Source organism: Mycolicibacterium chengduense (assembly GCF_033741155.1).
Lineage (GTDB): Bacteria > Actinomycetota > Actinomycetes > Mycobacteriales > Mycobacteriaceae > Mycobacterium.
Genome location: NZ_JAWQNH010000002.1, coordinates 183779 through 199025, shown reverse-complemented (window position 1 = coordinate 199025; position 15247 = coordinate 183779). Strand labels below are relative to the sequence as shown.

Sequence of the window (15247 nt, the reverse complement as noted above, 5' to 3'; positions counted from 1 at the left end):
ATGCGGCTCAGATCACAGGCGGTCCTGTTCACGATCGTCGCATCGGTGCTCGTCGGCTGCGGCCACCGACAGCCCGCCCCGCCGACACCGGCCACCCCGCAAACAGCCGCATCGGAGTACGCAGGAACCATCCGGGACCGGGTCACCGCCGACGCGATGATGGGCCACCTGACCAAGCTGGCGCAGATCGCCGACGCCAACAACCACACCAGGGCGATGGGCACCCCCGGTTACCAAGCCAGTGTGGACTATGTCGCCAACATGCTGCGGGACAAGGGTTTCGATGTGCAGACGCCCGAGTTCGAGGTCCGTCTGCCGTTCGCCGACGAGCCGGTGCTCACGGTGTCCGGCGCGCGGGTGCCGGCCAAACCGCTGAACTACACCATCGGCACCCCCGCGGGCGGGGTGTCCGGACCGCTGGTCGCCGCGCGCGCCGACGACAGTCCCGGCTGCGCCGAATCCGACTACGACGGCCTGCCCGTCCGCGGCGCGGTGGTCCTGGTCGACCGCGGCACGTGCCCGTTCGGTGACAAACAGGCCAACGCCGCCAAACGCGGGGCGGTGGCACTGATCATCGCCAACAACGTCGACGGTGACGAATTCGGCGGCACCCTCGGCGAAGACACCGACGTGCAGATCCCCGTCGTGAGTGTGACCAAGGCCGAGGGGGCCCGGCTGCGCGGCGCTCCCGGGCCGGTGACCCTGACCATGAAAGCCGGTGTCAACGTCGACCGCACCCGCAATGTCATCGCACAGACCAAGACCGGGTCCACCGCCGACGTGGTGATGGTCGGTGCCCATCTGGACAGTGTTCCGGAAGGCCCCGGGATCAACGACAACGGCACCGGGGTGGCTGCGGTGCTGGAAACCGCGCTGCAGATGGGCAGTTCGCCCGATGTGCGCAACGCCGTGCGGTTCGGCTTCTGGGGTGCCGAGGAACTGGGTCTGCTCGGCTCCGACAACTACGTGTCCACGCTCGGGGTGGACCAGCTCAAAGACATTGCGCTGTATCTGAATTTCGACATGCTCGGCTCGCCCAACCCGGGCTACTTCACCTACGACGGTGACCAGTCGCTGCCACCGGCCAAGGACGGCAGCGTGCCGCGGGTGCCGGAGGGATCGGCTGGCATCGAACGCACCCTGGTGGACTATCTGGACGCGGCGGGCAAGCCCGCCCGCGACACCTCGTTCGACGGCCGATCGGACTACGACGGCTTCACCAAAGCCGGGATCCCTTCCGGCGGGCTGTTTTCCGGCGCCGAGGAGGATATGAACGAGGACGAGGCGCGGCTCTGGGGCGGGAAGGCGAATCAGCCGTTCGACCCGAACTATCACAAGGCCACCGACACGCTCGACCACGTCGACCGCACCTCGCTGGACATCCAAGGCAAGGGCGTCGCCTACGCGGTCGGGTTGTACGCCCAGGACCTGAGCGGCCGCAACGGTGTTCCGGTCCGCGACGACCGCACCCGGCACCCGCTGTCGGGTTCATGAGGCGGCTGCTCGCGGTCGCCTGCGCCGCCGCCGCATTGGCCGCCTGCGCGCCGGTCACCACCCCTGCGCCGGTGACGGGCCGCGACCTCGCCGACCGGGTGACCGCCGACGCGATGTACGCCCACCTGAACAAACTCAACGAGATCGGTGGCCGCCAGCCGGGCACCCCGGGTTTCGACGCCGCCGTCGACTACGTCGCCGGTGTGTTGCGGGACAACGGTTTCGACGTCCAGACCCCGGAGTTCGAGTGGCTCGACACCGGTGATCCCGGCGCACCCAGCCTGGAGGTGGCGGGCCGGCGGTATCCCGTCGACCAGGGCTCGCCGCTGGTGCCGACACCGGCGGGTGGGCTCAGCGCAGTGAGCATCCGCCCGGTCAAACCGGCCGGCTGCGCGGCGGCGGACTACCGCGGCGCCCAAGGTGTCCGCGGGGCCTTGGTGATCGTCGACGCCCTCGGTTGCTCGGTCGTCGACAAACAGAACGCCGCGGTGGCGGCCGGGGCCGCCGGGCTGCTGGTGGTCGCCACCAATGGCGTGCCCGGCCTGTTCCCGCCCGGGTACTACCAGCAGCTCAAGGTTCCGGTCGCGATCATCGACCGCTCGGCCGATGCCGCACTGCGGCGCACCACCGCACCCGTACGCCTGACCCTGGACGGCAAGGCGACGCTGGCACGCTCGCGCAGCGTCATCGCCCAGACGCACACCGGGGACACCGGCAAGGTGATCGCCGCGGGAGCGCAGTTGGACAGCGCACCGAACAGCCCCGGGATCAACGACAACGGCACCGGTGTGGCGGCACTGCTGGCCACCGCGACGGCGCTGGGCTCGCGGCCGGCCATCGCCAACGCGGTCCGGTTCACCTTCTGGGGGTCTGAGAATCTGGGTGCGGCAAGCAAATACCTGGCCGGTCTGGATGCCGGGCAACGCGACCAGATCGCGCTGTACCTGGACGCCGAGCAGCTCGGGTCGCCCAACGCCGGCTTCTTCACCTTCGACGGTGATCAGTCCGGTCCGGCCAACCCCGACTTCCCGGCGGTGCCAGACGGTTCGGCGGGAATCGAGCGCACGCTGGCCGGCTACCTGAACCTGGCCGGTGTCCGCCCGGCCGATATGCCGTTGGACCGGTTGACCGATTACGGCGCCTTCCTGGCGGCCGGGATTCCCGCCGGCGGCGTCACCACTGGGGCGCTGCAGAAGAAGACACCGGTGCAGGCCCGGCTGTGGGGCGGCAAGGCCGGTATGCCGTTCGACCCCGATGCCGGTGGTCCAGGAGACGGGATCGCCAATGTGGACCGGCGCGCGCTGTCGATCACCGGACCGGCCATCGCGTTCGCCGTCGGCACCTACGCTCAGTCCACCGACGGCCCCAACGGGGTACCGCACCGCAAACCCTGAGGGATCCGTCGGGCTCGACGAAGTGACCGACGGCACAAACTGATTCCGGTATCGAGGTGAACCGCGGGACGTAGCGCCCCGTGGCAAGGGTATGGGAATTACTGTCGCCGAAGTGTCGAATCCAAGCACCATCGCCGGAGTTCACGGCGTCCTTCCACCGCACCGCTACACCCAGCACGAGGTCACCGAGACGCTGCTCGCGCTGCCCGGTTACCGCGAGCACGAACCGGTGGTCCGGGCGCTGCACAAGAGCGCCAAGGTCCAGAGCCGGTATCTGGTCCGGCCGCTGGAGGAGTACGCCCGGCTCACCGACTTCGGCGAGACCAACAGCCTCTTCATCGAACACGCGACCGAATTAGGGTGTGCCGCGCTGTCCGGCGCCCTCGACGAGGCGGGCCTGCGGCCCGAGGACGTCGACCTCATCATCACCACCACCGTCACCGGAGCGGTGGTGCCCTCCCTGGATGCCAGGATCGCCGGCCGGCTGGGTCTGCGTCCCGATGTGCGGCGGCTGCCGATCTTCGGGCTGGGGTGCGTGGCCGGTGCGGCCGGTATCGCGCGACTGCACGACTACCTGCGCGGTGCGCCGGACAAGGTGGCGGTGCTGGTGTCGGTGGAGTTGTGTTCGCTTACCAGCAAACACAACCCGTCGATGCCGACCCTGGTGGCCGGGGCCCTGTTCGGGGACGGCGCCTCCGCGGTGGTGGCCGTCGGACGCGACCGTGCGGAGCGGCTCGACCCCGTCGGACCCGATGTGCTTGACTCGACCAGCCACCTGTACCCGGATTCGTTGCACGCCATGGGCTGGGACATCAGTTCCAAGGGTTTCGAGATCGTGCTCAGCGCAGAAGTGCCTGCCTTCGTCGGCCGCTACCTCGGCGACGACGTGACGGGTTTCCTTGCCGCCCATGACCTCACCGTCGAAGACGTGAGCACCTGGGTGAGCCATCCCGGCGGCCCCAAAGTCATCGAGGCCATCATCGACACCCTCGCGCTGCCCTCGGATGCGCTCGACCTGACCTGGCAGTCACTGGCCGAGGTTGGCAATCTGTCGTCGTCATCGGTGCTGCACGTGCTGCGCGACACCATCCGCAAACGCCCGCCTGCCGGCACGCCCGGCGTCCTGATGGCGATGGGGCCTGGCTTCTGCTCCGAACTCGTCCTGCTGCGGTGGCGCTGATCGCCATGCGAGGGTTCCTCACGCTGATCCTGTTGGTGGCCGTCGAACGGGTGGCCGAACTGGTGGTGTCAAACCGCAACCTGGAGTGGAGCAAAGCCCAGGGCGGCAAGGAGTTCGGTGCCGGGCACTACCCCGTGATGGTGGCTCTGCACAGCGGGCTGTTGGTCGGTGCGCTCGCCGAGGCGCGGGCGCGCAGGCGCTGGGTGTGGCCGGCGTTCTGGGTCGTGGTGGCCGCCCAGGCATTGCGCTGGTGGTGCATCACCACGCTGGGGAAACAGTGGAACACCAGGGTGGTTGTGGTGCCGGGGGCTGCCAGGGTGACCGGCGGCCCGTACCGGCTCATCCCACACCCGAACTATGTGGCGGTGGTGCTCGAAGGGGCGGCCCTACCGTTGGTCGGGGGCGCCTGGATCACCGCGCTGATCTTCTCGGCCGCCAATGCGGCGTTGCTGCGCACCAGGATCCGCGTCGAGAACGCGGCGTTGCAGAGCTTGTCGTGATCGATCTGCTCGTTGCGGGGGGCGGGCCGGCCGGCCTGGCCACGGCGGTACACGCCGCCCGGGCGGGTCTGGAGGTGGTGGTGGTCGAACACCGCCGCGGCCCGATCGACAAGGCGTGCGGGGAAGGCTTGATGCCGCATTCGCTGGCACACCTACGGCGCATCGGTGTCGAGCCGCAGGGGGAGGCGTTTCACGGCATCCGCTATCTGGACGGTCAGCGCACGGCCGAGGCACGGTTCCGGCACGGTGCCGGTCGCGGCGTGCGCCGGACCGTGCTGCACGCGGCATTGATCGACGCGGCGGCCGCGGCCGGCGTACGGGTGGTGCACGGTGACGTCGGGACCGTCACCCAGGACGACGAATCGGTATCGGCGGCCGGCTTCCGCGCCCGCTACCTGGCCGCCGCCGACGGGCTGCATTCACCGATCCGGCGGGCACTGGGTCTGTCGGCGGGCGAGGCAGCCACCCGCAGGTGGGGTATCCGGCGGCACGTGCAGATGGCGCCGTGGTCGGATTGCGTCGAGGTGTACTGGGGACGGGGGCCCCACGCAGCGGAAGCCTATGTGACGCCGGTGAGCCCGGACTGCGTCGGTATCGCGATCCTGAAGTCGACCCGCGGTGGCTTCGACGAACACCTCCGGCAGTTCCCCGCCCTGACGGACCGGATTGCCGGACTGCCGCACGGTCAGGACCGGGCGGCCGGGCCGCTGCGCCAGAAGGTGCGCCACCGCACCGCCGGCCGGGTGCTGTTGGTCGGTGATGCCGCGGGGTACGTCGACGCCCTGACCGGCGAAGGGATGGGCCTGGCATTCGGCGCGGCGGAACTACTGGTCGACTGCCTGGTCACCGGCAGCACCGCGGACTACGACCGGCGATGGCGGGCGATGACCCGGCGCTACCGGTTCCTGACGGCGGCGCTGTTGCAGGCCACCGCTGTCGGACCGGTCCGCTCCGCGATCACCCCGGCCTCGGCGGCGCTGCCCGCGGTGTTCTCGCGGGTGGTCAATGCACTGGCTCACTAGAGATGCGGCTGCTGGGCGCGCCCAGCAGCCGCATCCCGTGGTACACCACCAGGGCCGCGATGGCACCCAGCGCGATACCGGTGAACGTCAATGAGCCGATCTGCCAGGTGAAGTCGGCGATCCCGACGATCAGCGGGATGGCCGCGGTCATCTGGTTCACCGGCAGCGAGAAGTCCACGTGGTTGGTCAGCCAGATCCGGATGCCCAGCACCCCGACCAGGCCGTAGAGCACGATCGTCGCCCCGCCCAGCACACCGGGCGGGATGGCCGAGATGACCGCACCGACCTTGGGGCACAACGACAATGCGATCGCCACCGCGGCGGCTACCCAGTACGCCGCGGTCGAGTAGATCCGGGTCGCCGCCATCACGCCGATGTTCTCGGCGTAGGTGGTGGTGGCCGAGCCGCCACCGGCGCCGGCCAGCACGGTGGCCACACCGTCGGCGGCCAGCGCGCGGCCCAGCACCGGATCAAGGTCGGTGCCGGTCATCTGGCCGACCGATTTGACGTGCCCGATGTTCTCGGCGACCAGGGCGATCACCGCAGGCAGGAACAGCGGCAGCACCGACACGTCGAACGAGGGTGTCTGGAAGTGCGGTAACCCGATCCACGGGGCCGCGGCGATGGCGGTGGTGTCCACCTCGCCGAGGGCCAGGGCCACCAGGTAGCCGATCACGACCGCCAGGAAGATCGCCAGCCGGCCGACCAACCCTTTGAAGAAGGCGAGCGTGCCGACCAGCAGCACCAGCGTGACGATGCCGACCAGCGGACCCTTCTCGAAGTTGGTCTTGGCCGCCGGTGCCAGGTTGAAACCGATCAGCGCGACGATGGCGCCCGTCACCACCGGCGGCAGCGACACGTCGATCCAGTGCGTGCCGACCACGTGCACGATCACGCCGATCACGATGAGCAACAGGCCCACCGCCACCAAACCGCCCAGCGCGCTGCCGGTTCCGTGGGCGGCGACGGCCGCGGTGACCGGGGCGATCACCGAGAAACTGGACCCCAGGTAGCTGGGCAGCCGGTTACCGGTGATGAGCAGGAAGGCGATGGTGCCCACCCCGGAGAACAACAGGGTGGTGGCCGGCGGGAAGCCGGTGAGCACCGGCACCAGGAAGGTGGCGCCGAACATCGCCACCACATGCTGGGCGCCGATGCCGATGGTCCGTGGCCAGCTCAGCCGTTCGTCAGGGGCGACGACGAACTGACCGTCGTTGCGGGACTCGACGTACTTCCAACGCAGTGTGCTCACGTAGTTGACTACACACCATGATCGGGCGTCGCGCACAGTATCAGCGGCAGTGGCTGCGCGGTGACGTGCTCGCCGGAGTCACCGTCGCCGCATACCTGGTGCCCCAGGTGATGGCCTATGCCACGGTGGCCGGGTTGCCACCGGTCGCCGGGCTGTGGGCCGCCCTTCTGCCGTTGGCGGTGTACGCGGTGCTGGGATCATCGCGCCAGTTGTCGGTGGGGCCGGAATCCACCACGGCGCTGATGACCGCCACCGCGCTGGCCCCGCTGGCGATCACCGACGCCGCCCGCTACGCCGCCCTGGCGGCGGGCTTGGCGCTGCTGGTGGGCGCGCTCTGCCTGATCGCCGGATGGTGCCGGCTGGGTTTTCTGGCCGACCTGCTGTCGCGGCCCGTCCTGGTCGGGTACATGACCGGTGTCGCGGTCATCATGATCGGCGGCCAACTGGGCAAGGTCACCGGGGTGCAGGTGCACGGTGACGAATTCGTGGACCAGATAAGGTCTTTCGTCGTCGGCGTGCACGGTGTACATGGTCCGACGCTGGCACTGGCCGGCGCCGTGCTGGCCCTGCTGGTGGTGTTGCACCGGTTGTCCCCGCGGTTTCCCGGCCCGCTGGTGGCGGTGTTGCTGGCGACCGCGGTGGCGTGGGCGCTGGGGCTGCGCGAGTACGGGATCCGTGTCGTCGGTGCCATCCCGGCGGGTTTCGCGGTGCCCGCTGTGCCGGATGTCTCGGTGACCGACCTGACGGCACTGCTGGTACCGGCCTGCGGTATCGCGGTGGTCGCGTTCTCCGATAATGCCTTGACCGCAAGGGTTTTCGCCGTCCGTAAGGGTGAGTCCATCGATGCCAACGCCGAACTGCGGGCGCTGGGTGTCTGTAACCTGGGTGCCGGTCTCACCCACGGTTTCCCGGTCAGTTCCAGCGGCAGCCGCACCGCGCTGGGCGATACCGTCGGCAGTCGCACCCAGCTGTACTCCCTGGTGATGTTGGCGACGGTGATCGTGGTGATGCTCGCCGGACGCGGAGTGCTGGAGCATTTTCCCACCGCCGCGCTGGGCGCCCTGGTGATCTATGCAGCGGTCCAGCTGGTCGATACCGGCGAGTTCCGCCGGCTGGCCCGGTTCCGGCGCAGCGAGCTGATCCTCGCGTTGGCGACCACGGCGGCGGTGCTGGGTCTGGGGGTGCTCTACGGGGTACTGGTGGCGATCGTGCTGTCGTTGTTGGACATGCTGCGTCGGATCGCCCGCCCGCATGACAGTGTGCTCGGGTATGTGCCGGGGTTGCCCGGCATGCACGACGTGGACGACTATCCCGATGCCGAACCGGTGCCCGGGTTGGTGGTGTACCGCTACGACGCGCCGCTGTTCTTCGCCAACGCCGAGGATTTCCGGTCTCGGGCGATGGCCGCGGTGGACCAGGCCGGCACGCCCGTCGAGTGGTTCGTCTACAACGCCGAGGCCAATGTGGATCCCGACCTCACCGCGGTCGACGCGTTGGAACAGCTGCGCGCCGAGCTGACCGCGCGCGGCATCGTGTTCGCGATGGCCAGGGTCAAGCAGGACCTGCTCGACGACCTGCGGGCCGCGGGTTTCCAGGCACCGATGTACCCGACGCTGCCCACCGCGGTGGAGGCGTTCCGCAACCGGTGATCAGCCCGCCTGCTCGACCATGCCTGCGACGGCAACCGCACCCGCCACCGCGGTACAGAACGCCACGACGACGAGCCAGTCGAACCCGGGGCGGGCGGTGTCGCCGAACAACAGGGCGCCCAGGATGCCCGGGATCACCGTCTCGCCGACCACCAGGGCGGCGGCCGCCCCGTTCACCGAACCGAGCTGCAGCGCCACGGTGAACAGGTAGAACCCGCCGATCCCGGCGACGGCGACGGTCAGCGCGGCGGGGTCGGTGAGCAATGCGCCCAGTCGGAAGGGGTCGAGCCCGTCGGTCACCCGGACGGCGACGGCCATGGTTCCGTACAGCACCCCGGCGATCAGGCCCGCGGGTATGGCCGCGCGGGAGCCGAGCCGGCGGGCCAGGACGATCCCGCCGGTCAGGATCACCAGCGCGGCGACGAGCAGCGCCCAGTGCAGCCCGCGGGTGCCGGTGCCGGTGCCGAGGTGGCCGGTGGTGAATCCCAGGACCACCAGCGACGCCACCACGGTGCCGATGGCGAGCCAGTCGCGACCACGCAGCCGTAGACCCAGCAGCGCGGCGCTGAGCAGCGCGGTGACCACCAGGTTGGCGCTGATGATGGTCTGCGACAGGAAGAGCGGGATCAGCCGGGCGGAGACCAGGCTGCACAGGAAGCCCAGACCGTCGAGCACCATGCCGGCCAGAAAGGCCGGGGTGAGCGCCGCCTTGACCGTCGACTGCAGGGTCGCCGCACCGGAGTCCGCGGGGTCGCGGGAACTGCGCGCACCGTAGGCCTGCAGCACGGACGCGGTTCCGTAGCTGAGACATGCCGCGAGTGCGGCCAGCAGACCGATCAGCGGTTGCGAATCGCGTTGGCGGCCAGGTATCCGACGTAGCCCAGCGTGCCGACCTTGGCCAGCTTGCGGGTCTTCGGGATCAGCAGGCCGACGCCGATGGCGGTCTCGATGCTGCCGTTGGTCTTGATGTGGCGATCGGTGTCACGCGGGAACGCGGGCCGGGTGATCGACTCGAACAGCTGCGGGGCGACGAAATGTGCGACACCGGTTCCCGCAAAGGCCAGTCCGGTGAGGACGACGGCCGGGGACTTCTTCTTCTCGGACACGGGACCGACGGTACCGCACGTCAATTCTTGAGCGATCCGGTCCTCGGGGTGTCGGTGGTCGCGATGCACGTGACGGCGCGGTCACCGCGTTTCCATGACGCCTCGGTCGGGTACAGCACGAACATGCCGACCTCGGGATCCTCCATGGCCGCGGACGAATACGCCTGCAGTGCGGGCTGGCATTTGTCCTGGTAGCCGATGATCTTGTCCTGTCCGGGAAAATCGCTGCCCGGTACGGTGATGACGGCGAACACCTCGCCCTTGTGCGGCTCGGTGCAGGCGACGGTCTTCACCGACGACACCAGACTGGAGTCCGACGGGATCTCGCCCAGGCAGTCACCCATGCCGATCTCCGCGGCATCGACCACATCGGAGTTCTTGACCAGCAACACGATTCCCACCACGCCGAGCGCGGCCAGTAGCACGAACCCACCGGCGATCAGCCCGATGATCAGACCCCACCGGGTCTTGCGCGGCGGCGGGGGCGGCGCCTGGTACGGGTAGCCGTATCCGTACGAGTACGGCTGCGGCGGCGGTGGCGGTGCCCCGTAGGGCGGCTGCGTCATGGAATGACGATAACCGCGGCCGCGACCGCGAGCACAGGAACATCCAAGGTCTTGGAGGCCAGATCATGCCGGGCGCCGGTGATCTCGACGACGGTGCTGGTCCCGGCGATCAGGTCCGCGGCGGCCCTGATCTCGTCGATGCCGCCGAACGGGTCCGCGGTGCCGTGGGTGAACACCGTCGGCGCGGTGATCCGGGGTAGGTGCTCGGTGCGGGCCCGCTCCGGCTTTCCCGGCGGGTGCAGGGGATAGGAGAACAGGGTGAGCACGTCGGGGCCGTCCGGGCCTGCCGCGACCATGGACGTCATCCGCCCGCCGTAGGAATGCCCACCGGCGAGCACCGGCCCGTGGCCCAGGCCGCGGGCCCACCCGATCGCCTCGGCGATACCGTCCTGATCGGCGGTGGCCGAACCAGACGGCGGACCCTTGGGCCGACGCCGGCGGTAGGGCAGGTTGTACCGCACGGCCAGGAATCCGGTGCGGGCCCACTCGTCGCAGATCCGGATCAACAGCGGGGCGTCCCGGTTGCCGCCGGCACCGTGGGTGAGCACCACGACACCTTTCGGGGCACCGTCGGGCTCGTGCGCCACCCCGGCGAGGTCGTCAAGATTCACACTGCAACCTGAACAGTGCGTTCACCGGACCGTGCCCGTGCCCCAATGGGTATGCGGCCCTGAGACATTCGGTGATCCACCGTTTGGCGAAGGCCACCGCGTCCGGCACGGTGTAGCCGTGCGCCAGCGCGCAGGTGGTGGCCGCGGCCAGAGTGTCGCCGGCACCGTGGTCATGCCCGGTGTCGATGCGTTCGGCGTCGAATTCGTAGAAATCGGTGCCGTCGTACAGCAGATCGGGGCTGTGCGCCGAGGACCGCAGATGCCCACCCTTGACCAGGGCCCAGCGCGGGCCCAGGGCGTGCAGCGCCTTGGCGGCATCGCGTTGGCTGGCGACGTCCACCACCTCGATCCCGGTGATCAACCGCACCTCGTCGAGATTCGGGGTCACCAGGGTGGCGATCGGAAACAGATCGTGGCGCACCGAATCCAGCGCCGACGGATGCAGCAGCGGGTCACCGTGCATGGATGCGCACACCGGGTCGACCACCAAGGGGATGTCACCGTCGAGCCCGCGCCAGGTGGCGGCCACGGTGCCGATGATGTCGGCCGAGGCCAGCATGCCGGTCTTGGCGGCCTCGATGCCGATATCACCGGCCACCGCCTCGATCTGGCCGGCGATGACATCCAGCGGGATCTCGTGAAAGCCCTTGACGCCCACCGAATTCTGGATGGTGACGGCGGTCAGTGCAACGCACCCGTGCAGTCCGAGCATGGCGAAGGTGCGCAGGTCGGCCTGGATGCCCGCCCCGCCGCCGGAATCGCTTCCGGCGATGGTCATCACCCGGTGCGGCGTCTGCCCCGGCGGGGTCAGCGGCAGAAAGTTCATGAGCTCAAGGGTAGATACACCCGGTTCCCGTGCTCCGCGAACTCCTCGGATTTCTGGTTCATCGCGTCGCGGATGTCCTGGGTGATTCGCATCGAGCAGAACTTCGGCCCGCACATCGAGCAGAAGTGCGCGGTCTTGGCCGGTTCGGCGGGCAGCGTCTCGTCGTGGAACTCGCGCGCGGTGTCCGGATCCAGCGACAGCGCGAACTGGTCGTGCCAACGGAATTCGAAGCGGGCCAGGGACAGTGCGTCATCGCGTTCCTGGGCCCGCGGGTGCCCCTTGGCCAGGTCGGCGGCGTGCGCGGCGATCTTGTAGGCGATCACCCCGTCCTTGACGTCCTTGCGGTCGGGCAGGCCCAGGTGCTCCTTCGGGGTCACGTAGCACAGCATCGCGGTGCCGGCCTGGGCGATGATGGCCGCCCCGATCGCGCTGGTGATGTGGTCGTAGGCCGGTGCGATATCGGTGGCCAGCGGGCCCAGCGTGTAGAACGGGGCCTCCTCGCAGAGTTCTTCCTCCAGGCGCACGTTCTCGACGATCTTGTGCATCGGCACGTGGCCGGGGCCTTCGATCATCACCTGCACGCCATGGGATTTCGCGATCTTGGTGAGTTCGCCGAGGGTCTCCAACTCGGCGAACTGGGCGGCGTCGTTGGCGTCGGCGATCGAGCCGGGGCGCAGGCCGTCACCGAGGGAGAAGGTGACGTCGTAGCGGGCCAGGATCTCGCACAGTTCACCGAAGTTCTCGTACAGGAACGATTCCCGGTGCTGGGCCAGCATCCAGGCGGCCATGATCGATCCGCCGCGGCTGACGATCCCGGTGACCCGCTTGACGGTCAACGGGATATAGCGCAGCAGCACCCCGGCGTGCACGGTCATGTAATCCACGCCCTGCTCACATTGTTCGATCACGGTGTCGCGGTACATCTCCCAGGTGAGTTTGGTGGGATCGCCGTTGACCTTCTCCAGGGCTTGGTAGATCGGCACGGTGCCGACCGGCACGGGGGAGTTGCGCAGGATCCACTCGCGGGTCAGGTGGATATCGCGCCCGGTGGACAGGTCCATGATGGTGTCCGCGCCCCACCGGGTGGCCCACACCATCTTGTCGACTTCTTCGGCGATGGAGCTGCTCACCGCGGAGTTGCCGATGTTGGCGTTGACCTTCACCGCGAACGCCTTGCCGATGATCATCGGTTCGCATTCGGGGTGGTTGTGGTTGGCCGGGATGACGGCGCGGCCGCGGGCCACCTCGTCGCGCACCAGCTCGGCGGGCACGCCCTCGCGTTCGGCGATGAACGCCATCTCGGCGGTGATCTCGCCGGCGCGGGCCCGCTGCAGCTGGGTGCCTCGCTCGCGCACCACCCCTGACCTGGGCGGCAGGCCCTTCTTCAGGTCGATGGTGGCGGTGGCGTCGGTGTACGGCCCTGAGGTGTCGTACAGGTCGAAATGCTCCCCGGTGGTCAGGTGCACGCGACGCAGCGGAACGCCGCGCTCGGTGTAGACCTTGGAGCTGCCCGCGATGGGGCCGGTGGTCACGGAATCGACGGAAACAGAAACAGTCATCAACAGATCTCCCTACGCCGGCATTACCCGGTCAGGTTCGTACGGTCGACGGCCCAGCCAGCCGTCCTCTCAGCGCACTTGGGTGCGCTCCCGTGTTGGACGAGTTCCAAGTTAGCCGACCACGCCGGGAATGTGAATTGCAGAGAGATCGTTTGGATAGCTAATATATGTTTTTCCCCGATGCGTAGAGCTGAAGACGGATGACGACTGAGACTGAGCTGACTGCAGAAGCCGAAACCGCCCGCCGCCGCACGCGGATGGACCACGATCACCCCTTCTACAAGTGGGTGGTGCTGTCCAACACGACGCTGGGCATCCTGCTGGCCTCGATCAACGCCTCGATCGTGTTGATCTCACTGCCCGCCATCTTCCGCGGTATCGGCCTGAACCCACTGGCCCCCGGCAACGTCAGCTACCTGCTCTGGATGCTGATGGGCTACCTGGTGGTGACGGCGGTACTGGTGGTCCCGTTCGGGCGGCTCGGCGACATGTTCGGTCGGGTCCGCATCTACAACCTCGGATTCGTGGTCTTCACCCTGGCCGCCGTCGCGCTGTCCTTCGACCCGTTCCACCTCGGCGGGGGCGCGGTGTGGCTGATCGCCTGGCGGGTGATCCAAGGGATCGGCGGGGCCATGCTGATGGCGTCCTCGTCGGCGATCCTCACCGACGCGTTCCCGGCCAATCAGCGTGGGATGGCGCTCGGGGTCAACATGGTGGCCGCGGTGGCCGGCTCCTTCCTGGGCCTGCTCATCGGCGGCTTCCTGTCGGAGTGGCACTGGAAGGCGGTGTTCTGGGTCGGCGTGCCGATCGGCGTGCTCGGCACCATCTGGAGCTACCGCTCCTTGCGCGAGCTCGGGGTGCGCACCGCGGGCCGGCTGGACTGGGCGGGCACGCTGACCTTCGGGCTGGGGCTCACGGTGCTGCTGATCGGCATCACCTACGGCATCCAGCCGTACGGGGAGTCCACCACCGGCTGGACCAGCCCGTGGGTGTTGGGCGCCATCGGCGGTGGCCTGCTGTTGCTGGTGGCGTTTTGCTTCGTCGAGTTACACGTCGAGTCCCCGATGGTCGATATCCGGCTGTTCCGGTCCGCGGCATTCGGCATGGGCAACCTGGCCGGCCTGATGTCCTCGGTGGGCCGCGGCGGATTGCAGTTCATGCTCATCATCTGGTTGCAGGGCATCTGGCTGCCGCTGCACGGCTACAGCTTCGAGTCGACACCGCTGTGGGCCGGCATCTACCTGCTGCCGGTCACCGTCGGGTTCCTGGTGGCCGCACCCATTGCCGGTTCGCTGTCCGACCGCTTCGGCGCGCGTCCCCTGACGGTCGGCGGAATGCTTTTGATGGCAGCCACTTTCGTGGCGCTGCTGCTCATCCCGGTCAACTTCGACTACTGGGTTTTCGCGGTGCTGGTATTCCTCAACGGATTGGGTGGCGGCATCTTCACCGCACCCAACTCCGCGGCCATCATGTCCAGCGTGCCGGCGGATCAGCGTGGTTCCGCCTCCGGTGTGCGGGCCACCTTCTTCAACGCGGGATCGTCGCTGTCCATCGGCATCTTCTTCTCGCTGATGATCGTCGGCCTGGCCGGCACCCTGCCCTCGGCACTCAGCAGCGGCCTTACCGGTCAAGGGGTTTCGGCCTCGGTGGCCCACGACGTGGCGAACCTGCCCCCGGTCGGCAGCTTGTTCGCCGCCTTCCTCGGCTACAACCCGATGGCCGAACTGCTCGCGCCCTACGGCGCCCTGCACCAGCCGGGCGTCAACGCCGACGTGCTCACCGGGCAGACCTTCTTCCCGCAGTTGATCACCGAACCGTTCCACTCCGGACTGGTCGTGGTCTTCAGCGCCGCCGCGGTCATGATGGTCCTCGGTGCCATCGCCTCGCTGTTCAACCCGGGCCGCTACGGCACGGATCCGGGTGCCGACAACGCGGCCTGACCCGCCCTCCTACTCGCCCAAACGCACGTTTCGGTCATTTTGTGCGAGTACGTTTCGGCATTTCGTCGAATTCGGCGTCCGGTTGAACGCGCCGGACACCCCCAAGCGACTTCGATCGACCCAGGTGCTGGGCCACCGGCAACTGTGC

Annotated in this window: 14 protein-coding genes and 1 riboswitch; of the genes, 7 read left to right on the top strand and 7 right to left on the bottom strand. The window is 68.6% G+C overall.

What is annotated here, in order from left to right:
- The 5 genes from SBI67_RS06510 (at position 1) to SBI67_RS06490 (ending at position 5590) form a co-directional block, all read left to right on the top strand.
- Positions 1 to 1494, top strand: a complete 1494-nt coding sequence (locus SBI67_RS06510) for a M28 family metallopeptidase (RefSeq protein ID WP_318979767.1) — start codon at positions 1 to 3, stop codon at positions 1492 to 1494.
- Complete coding sequence (locus tag SBI67_RS06505; protein ID WP_318979766.1) at positions 1491 to 2888, top strand: M28 family peptidase; 1398 nt, start codon at positions 1491 to 1493, stop codon at positions 2886 to 2888. Before SBI67_RS06510 ends, SBI67_RS06505 begins: the two co-directional genes overlap by 4 nt.
- A 112-nt stretch (positions 2889 to 3000) precedes the next feature.
- Positions 3001 to 4068 carry a type III polyketide synthase gene (locus SBI67_RS06500; protein ID WP_413232416.1) on the top strand — a complete coding sequence of 356 codons (1068 nt, stop codon included), beginning with the start codon at positions 3001 to 3003 and terminating at the stop codon, positions 4066 to 4068.
- Positions 4069 to 4073: 5 nt separating this feature from the next.
- On the top strand, positions 4074 to 4568 hold the full coding sequence (locus tag SBI67_RS06495; RefSeq protein WP_318979764.1) for an isoprenylcysteine carboxyl methyltransferase family protein: 495 nt from the start codon (positions 4074 to 4076) through the stop codon (positions 4566 to 4568).
- Entirely contained in the window at positions 4565 to 5590 is a 1026-nt protein-coding gene (locus SBI67_RS06490; protein WP_318979763.1) for an NAD(P)/FAD-dependent oxidoreductase, read from the top strand. Before SBI67_RS06495 ends, SBI67_RS06490 begins: the two co-directional genes overlap by 4 nt.
- On the opposite strand, the gene SBI67_RS06485 is transcribed toward SBI67_RS06490, so the two are convergent.
- Positions 5571 to 6842: a uracil-xanthine permease family protein gene (locus SBI67_RS06485; RefSeq protein ID WP_318979762.1), complete on the bottom strand. Its 1272-nt coding sequence runs from the start codon at positions 6840 to 6842 to the stop codon at positions 5571 to 5573. The two genes, SBI67_RS06490 and SBI67_RS06485, sit on opposite strands and share 20 nt — an antisense overlap.
- A 17-nt stretch (positions 6843 to 6859) precedes the next feature.
- Between SBI67_RS06485 and SBI67_RS06480 the strand changes: the two genes are divergently transcribed.
- Positions 6860 to 8491 carry a SulP family inorganic anion transporter gene (locus SBI67_RS06480; protein WP_318979761.1) on the top strand — a complete coding sequence of 544 codons (1632 nt, stop codon included), beginning with the start codon at positions 6860 to 6862 and terminating at the stop codon, positions 8489 to 8491.
- Here the strand turns inward: SBI67_RS06480 and SBI67_RS06475 are convergent, their stop codons facing one another.
- The 6 genes from SBI67_RS06475 to thiC form a co-directional block, all read right to left on the bottom strand.
- Positions 8492 to 9361 (bottom strand): DMT family protein, encoded by an 870-nt coding sequence (locus SBI67_RS06475; protein ID WP_413232443.1) that lies wholly within the window; start codon positions 9359 to 9361, stop codon positions 8492 to 8494. It lies immediately after the preceding gene.
- The gene (locus tag SBI67_RS06470; protein ID WP_024451699.1) at positions 9328 to 9597 is read right to left on the bottom strand and encodes a DoxX-related protein; all 270 of its coding nucleotides are present in this window, start codon (positions 9595 to 9597) and stop codon (positions 9328 to 9330) included. Before SBI67_RS06470 ends, SBI67_RS06475 begins: the two co-directional genes overlap by 34 nt.
- 20 nt (positions 9598 to 9617) lie before the next feature.
- Positions 9618 to 10163: a septum formation family protein gene (locus tag SBI67_RS06465; protein WP_318979760.1), complete on the bottom strand. Its 546-nt coding sequence runs from the start codon at positions 10161 to 10163 to the stop codon at positions 9618 to 9620.
- Positions 10160 to 10774: an alpha/beta hydrolase family protein gene (locus SBI67_RS06460; protein WP_318979759.1), complete on the bottom strand. Its 615-nt coding sequence runs from the start codon at positions 10772 to 10774 to the stop codon at positions 10160 to 10162. Before SBI67_RS06460 ends, SBI67_RS06465 begins: the two co-directional genes overlap by 4 nt.
- Positions 10764 to 11600 (bottom strand): bifunctional hydroxymethylpyrimidine kinase/phosphomethylpyrimidine kinase, encoded by an 837-nt coding sequence (gene thiD / locus SBI67_RS06455; RefSeq protein ID WP_318979758.1) that lies wholly within the window; start codon positions 11598 to 11600, stop codon positions 10764 to 10766. Before thiD ends, SBI67_RS06460 begins: the two co-directional genes overlap by 11 nt.
- Entirely contained in the window at positions 11597 to 13159 is a 1563-nt protein-coding gene (gene thiC / locus SBI67_RS06450; RefSeq protein WP_318979757.1) for a phosphomethylpyrimidine synthase ThiC, read from the bottom strand. Before thiC ends, thiD begins: the two co-directional genes overlap by 4 nt.
- Positions 13151 to 13263, bottom strand: a riboswitch (TPP riboswitch). (Overlaps the previous gene by 9 nt.)
- Before the next feature lie 96 nt (positions 13264 to 13359).
- On the opposite strand from thiC, the gene SBI67_RS06445 reads away from it, so the two are divergent.
- Entirely contained in the window at positions 13360 to 15099 is a 1740-nt protein-coding gene (locus SBI67_RS06445) for an MFS transporter (RefSeq protein WP_318979756.1), read from the top strand.
- Positions 15100 to 15247: the final 148 nt, after the last annotated feature.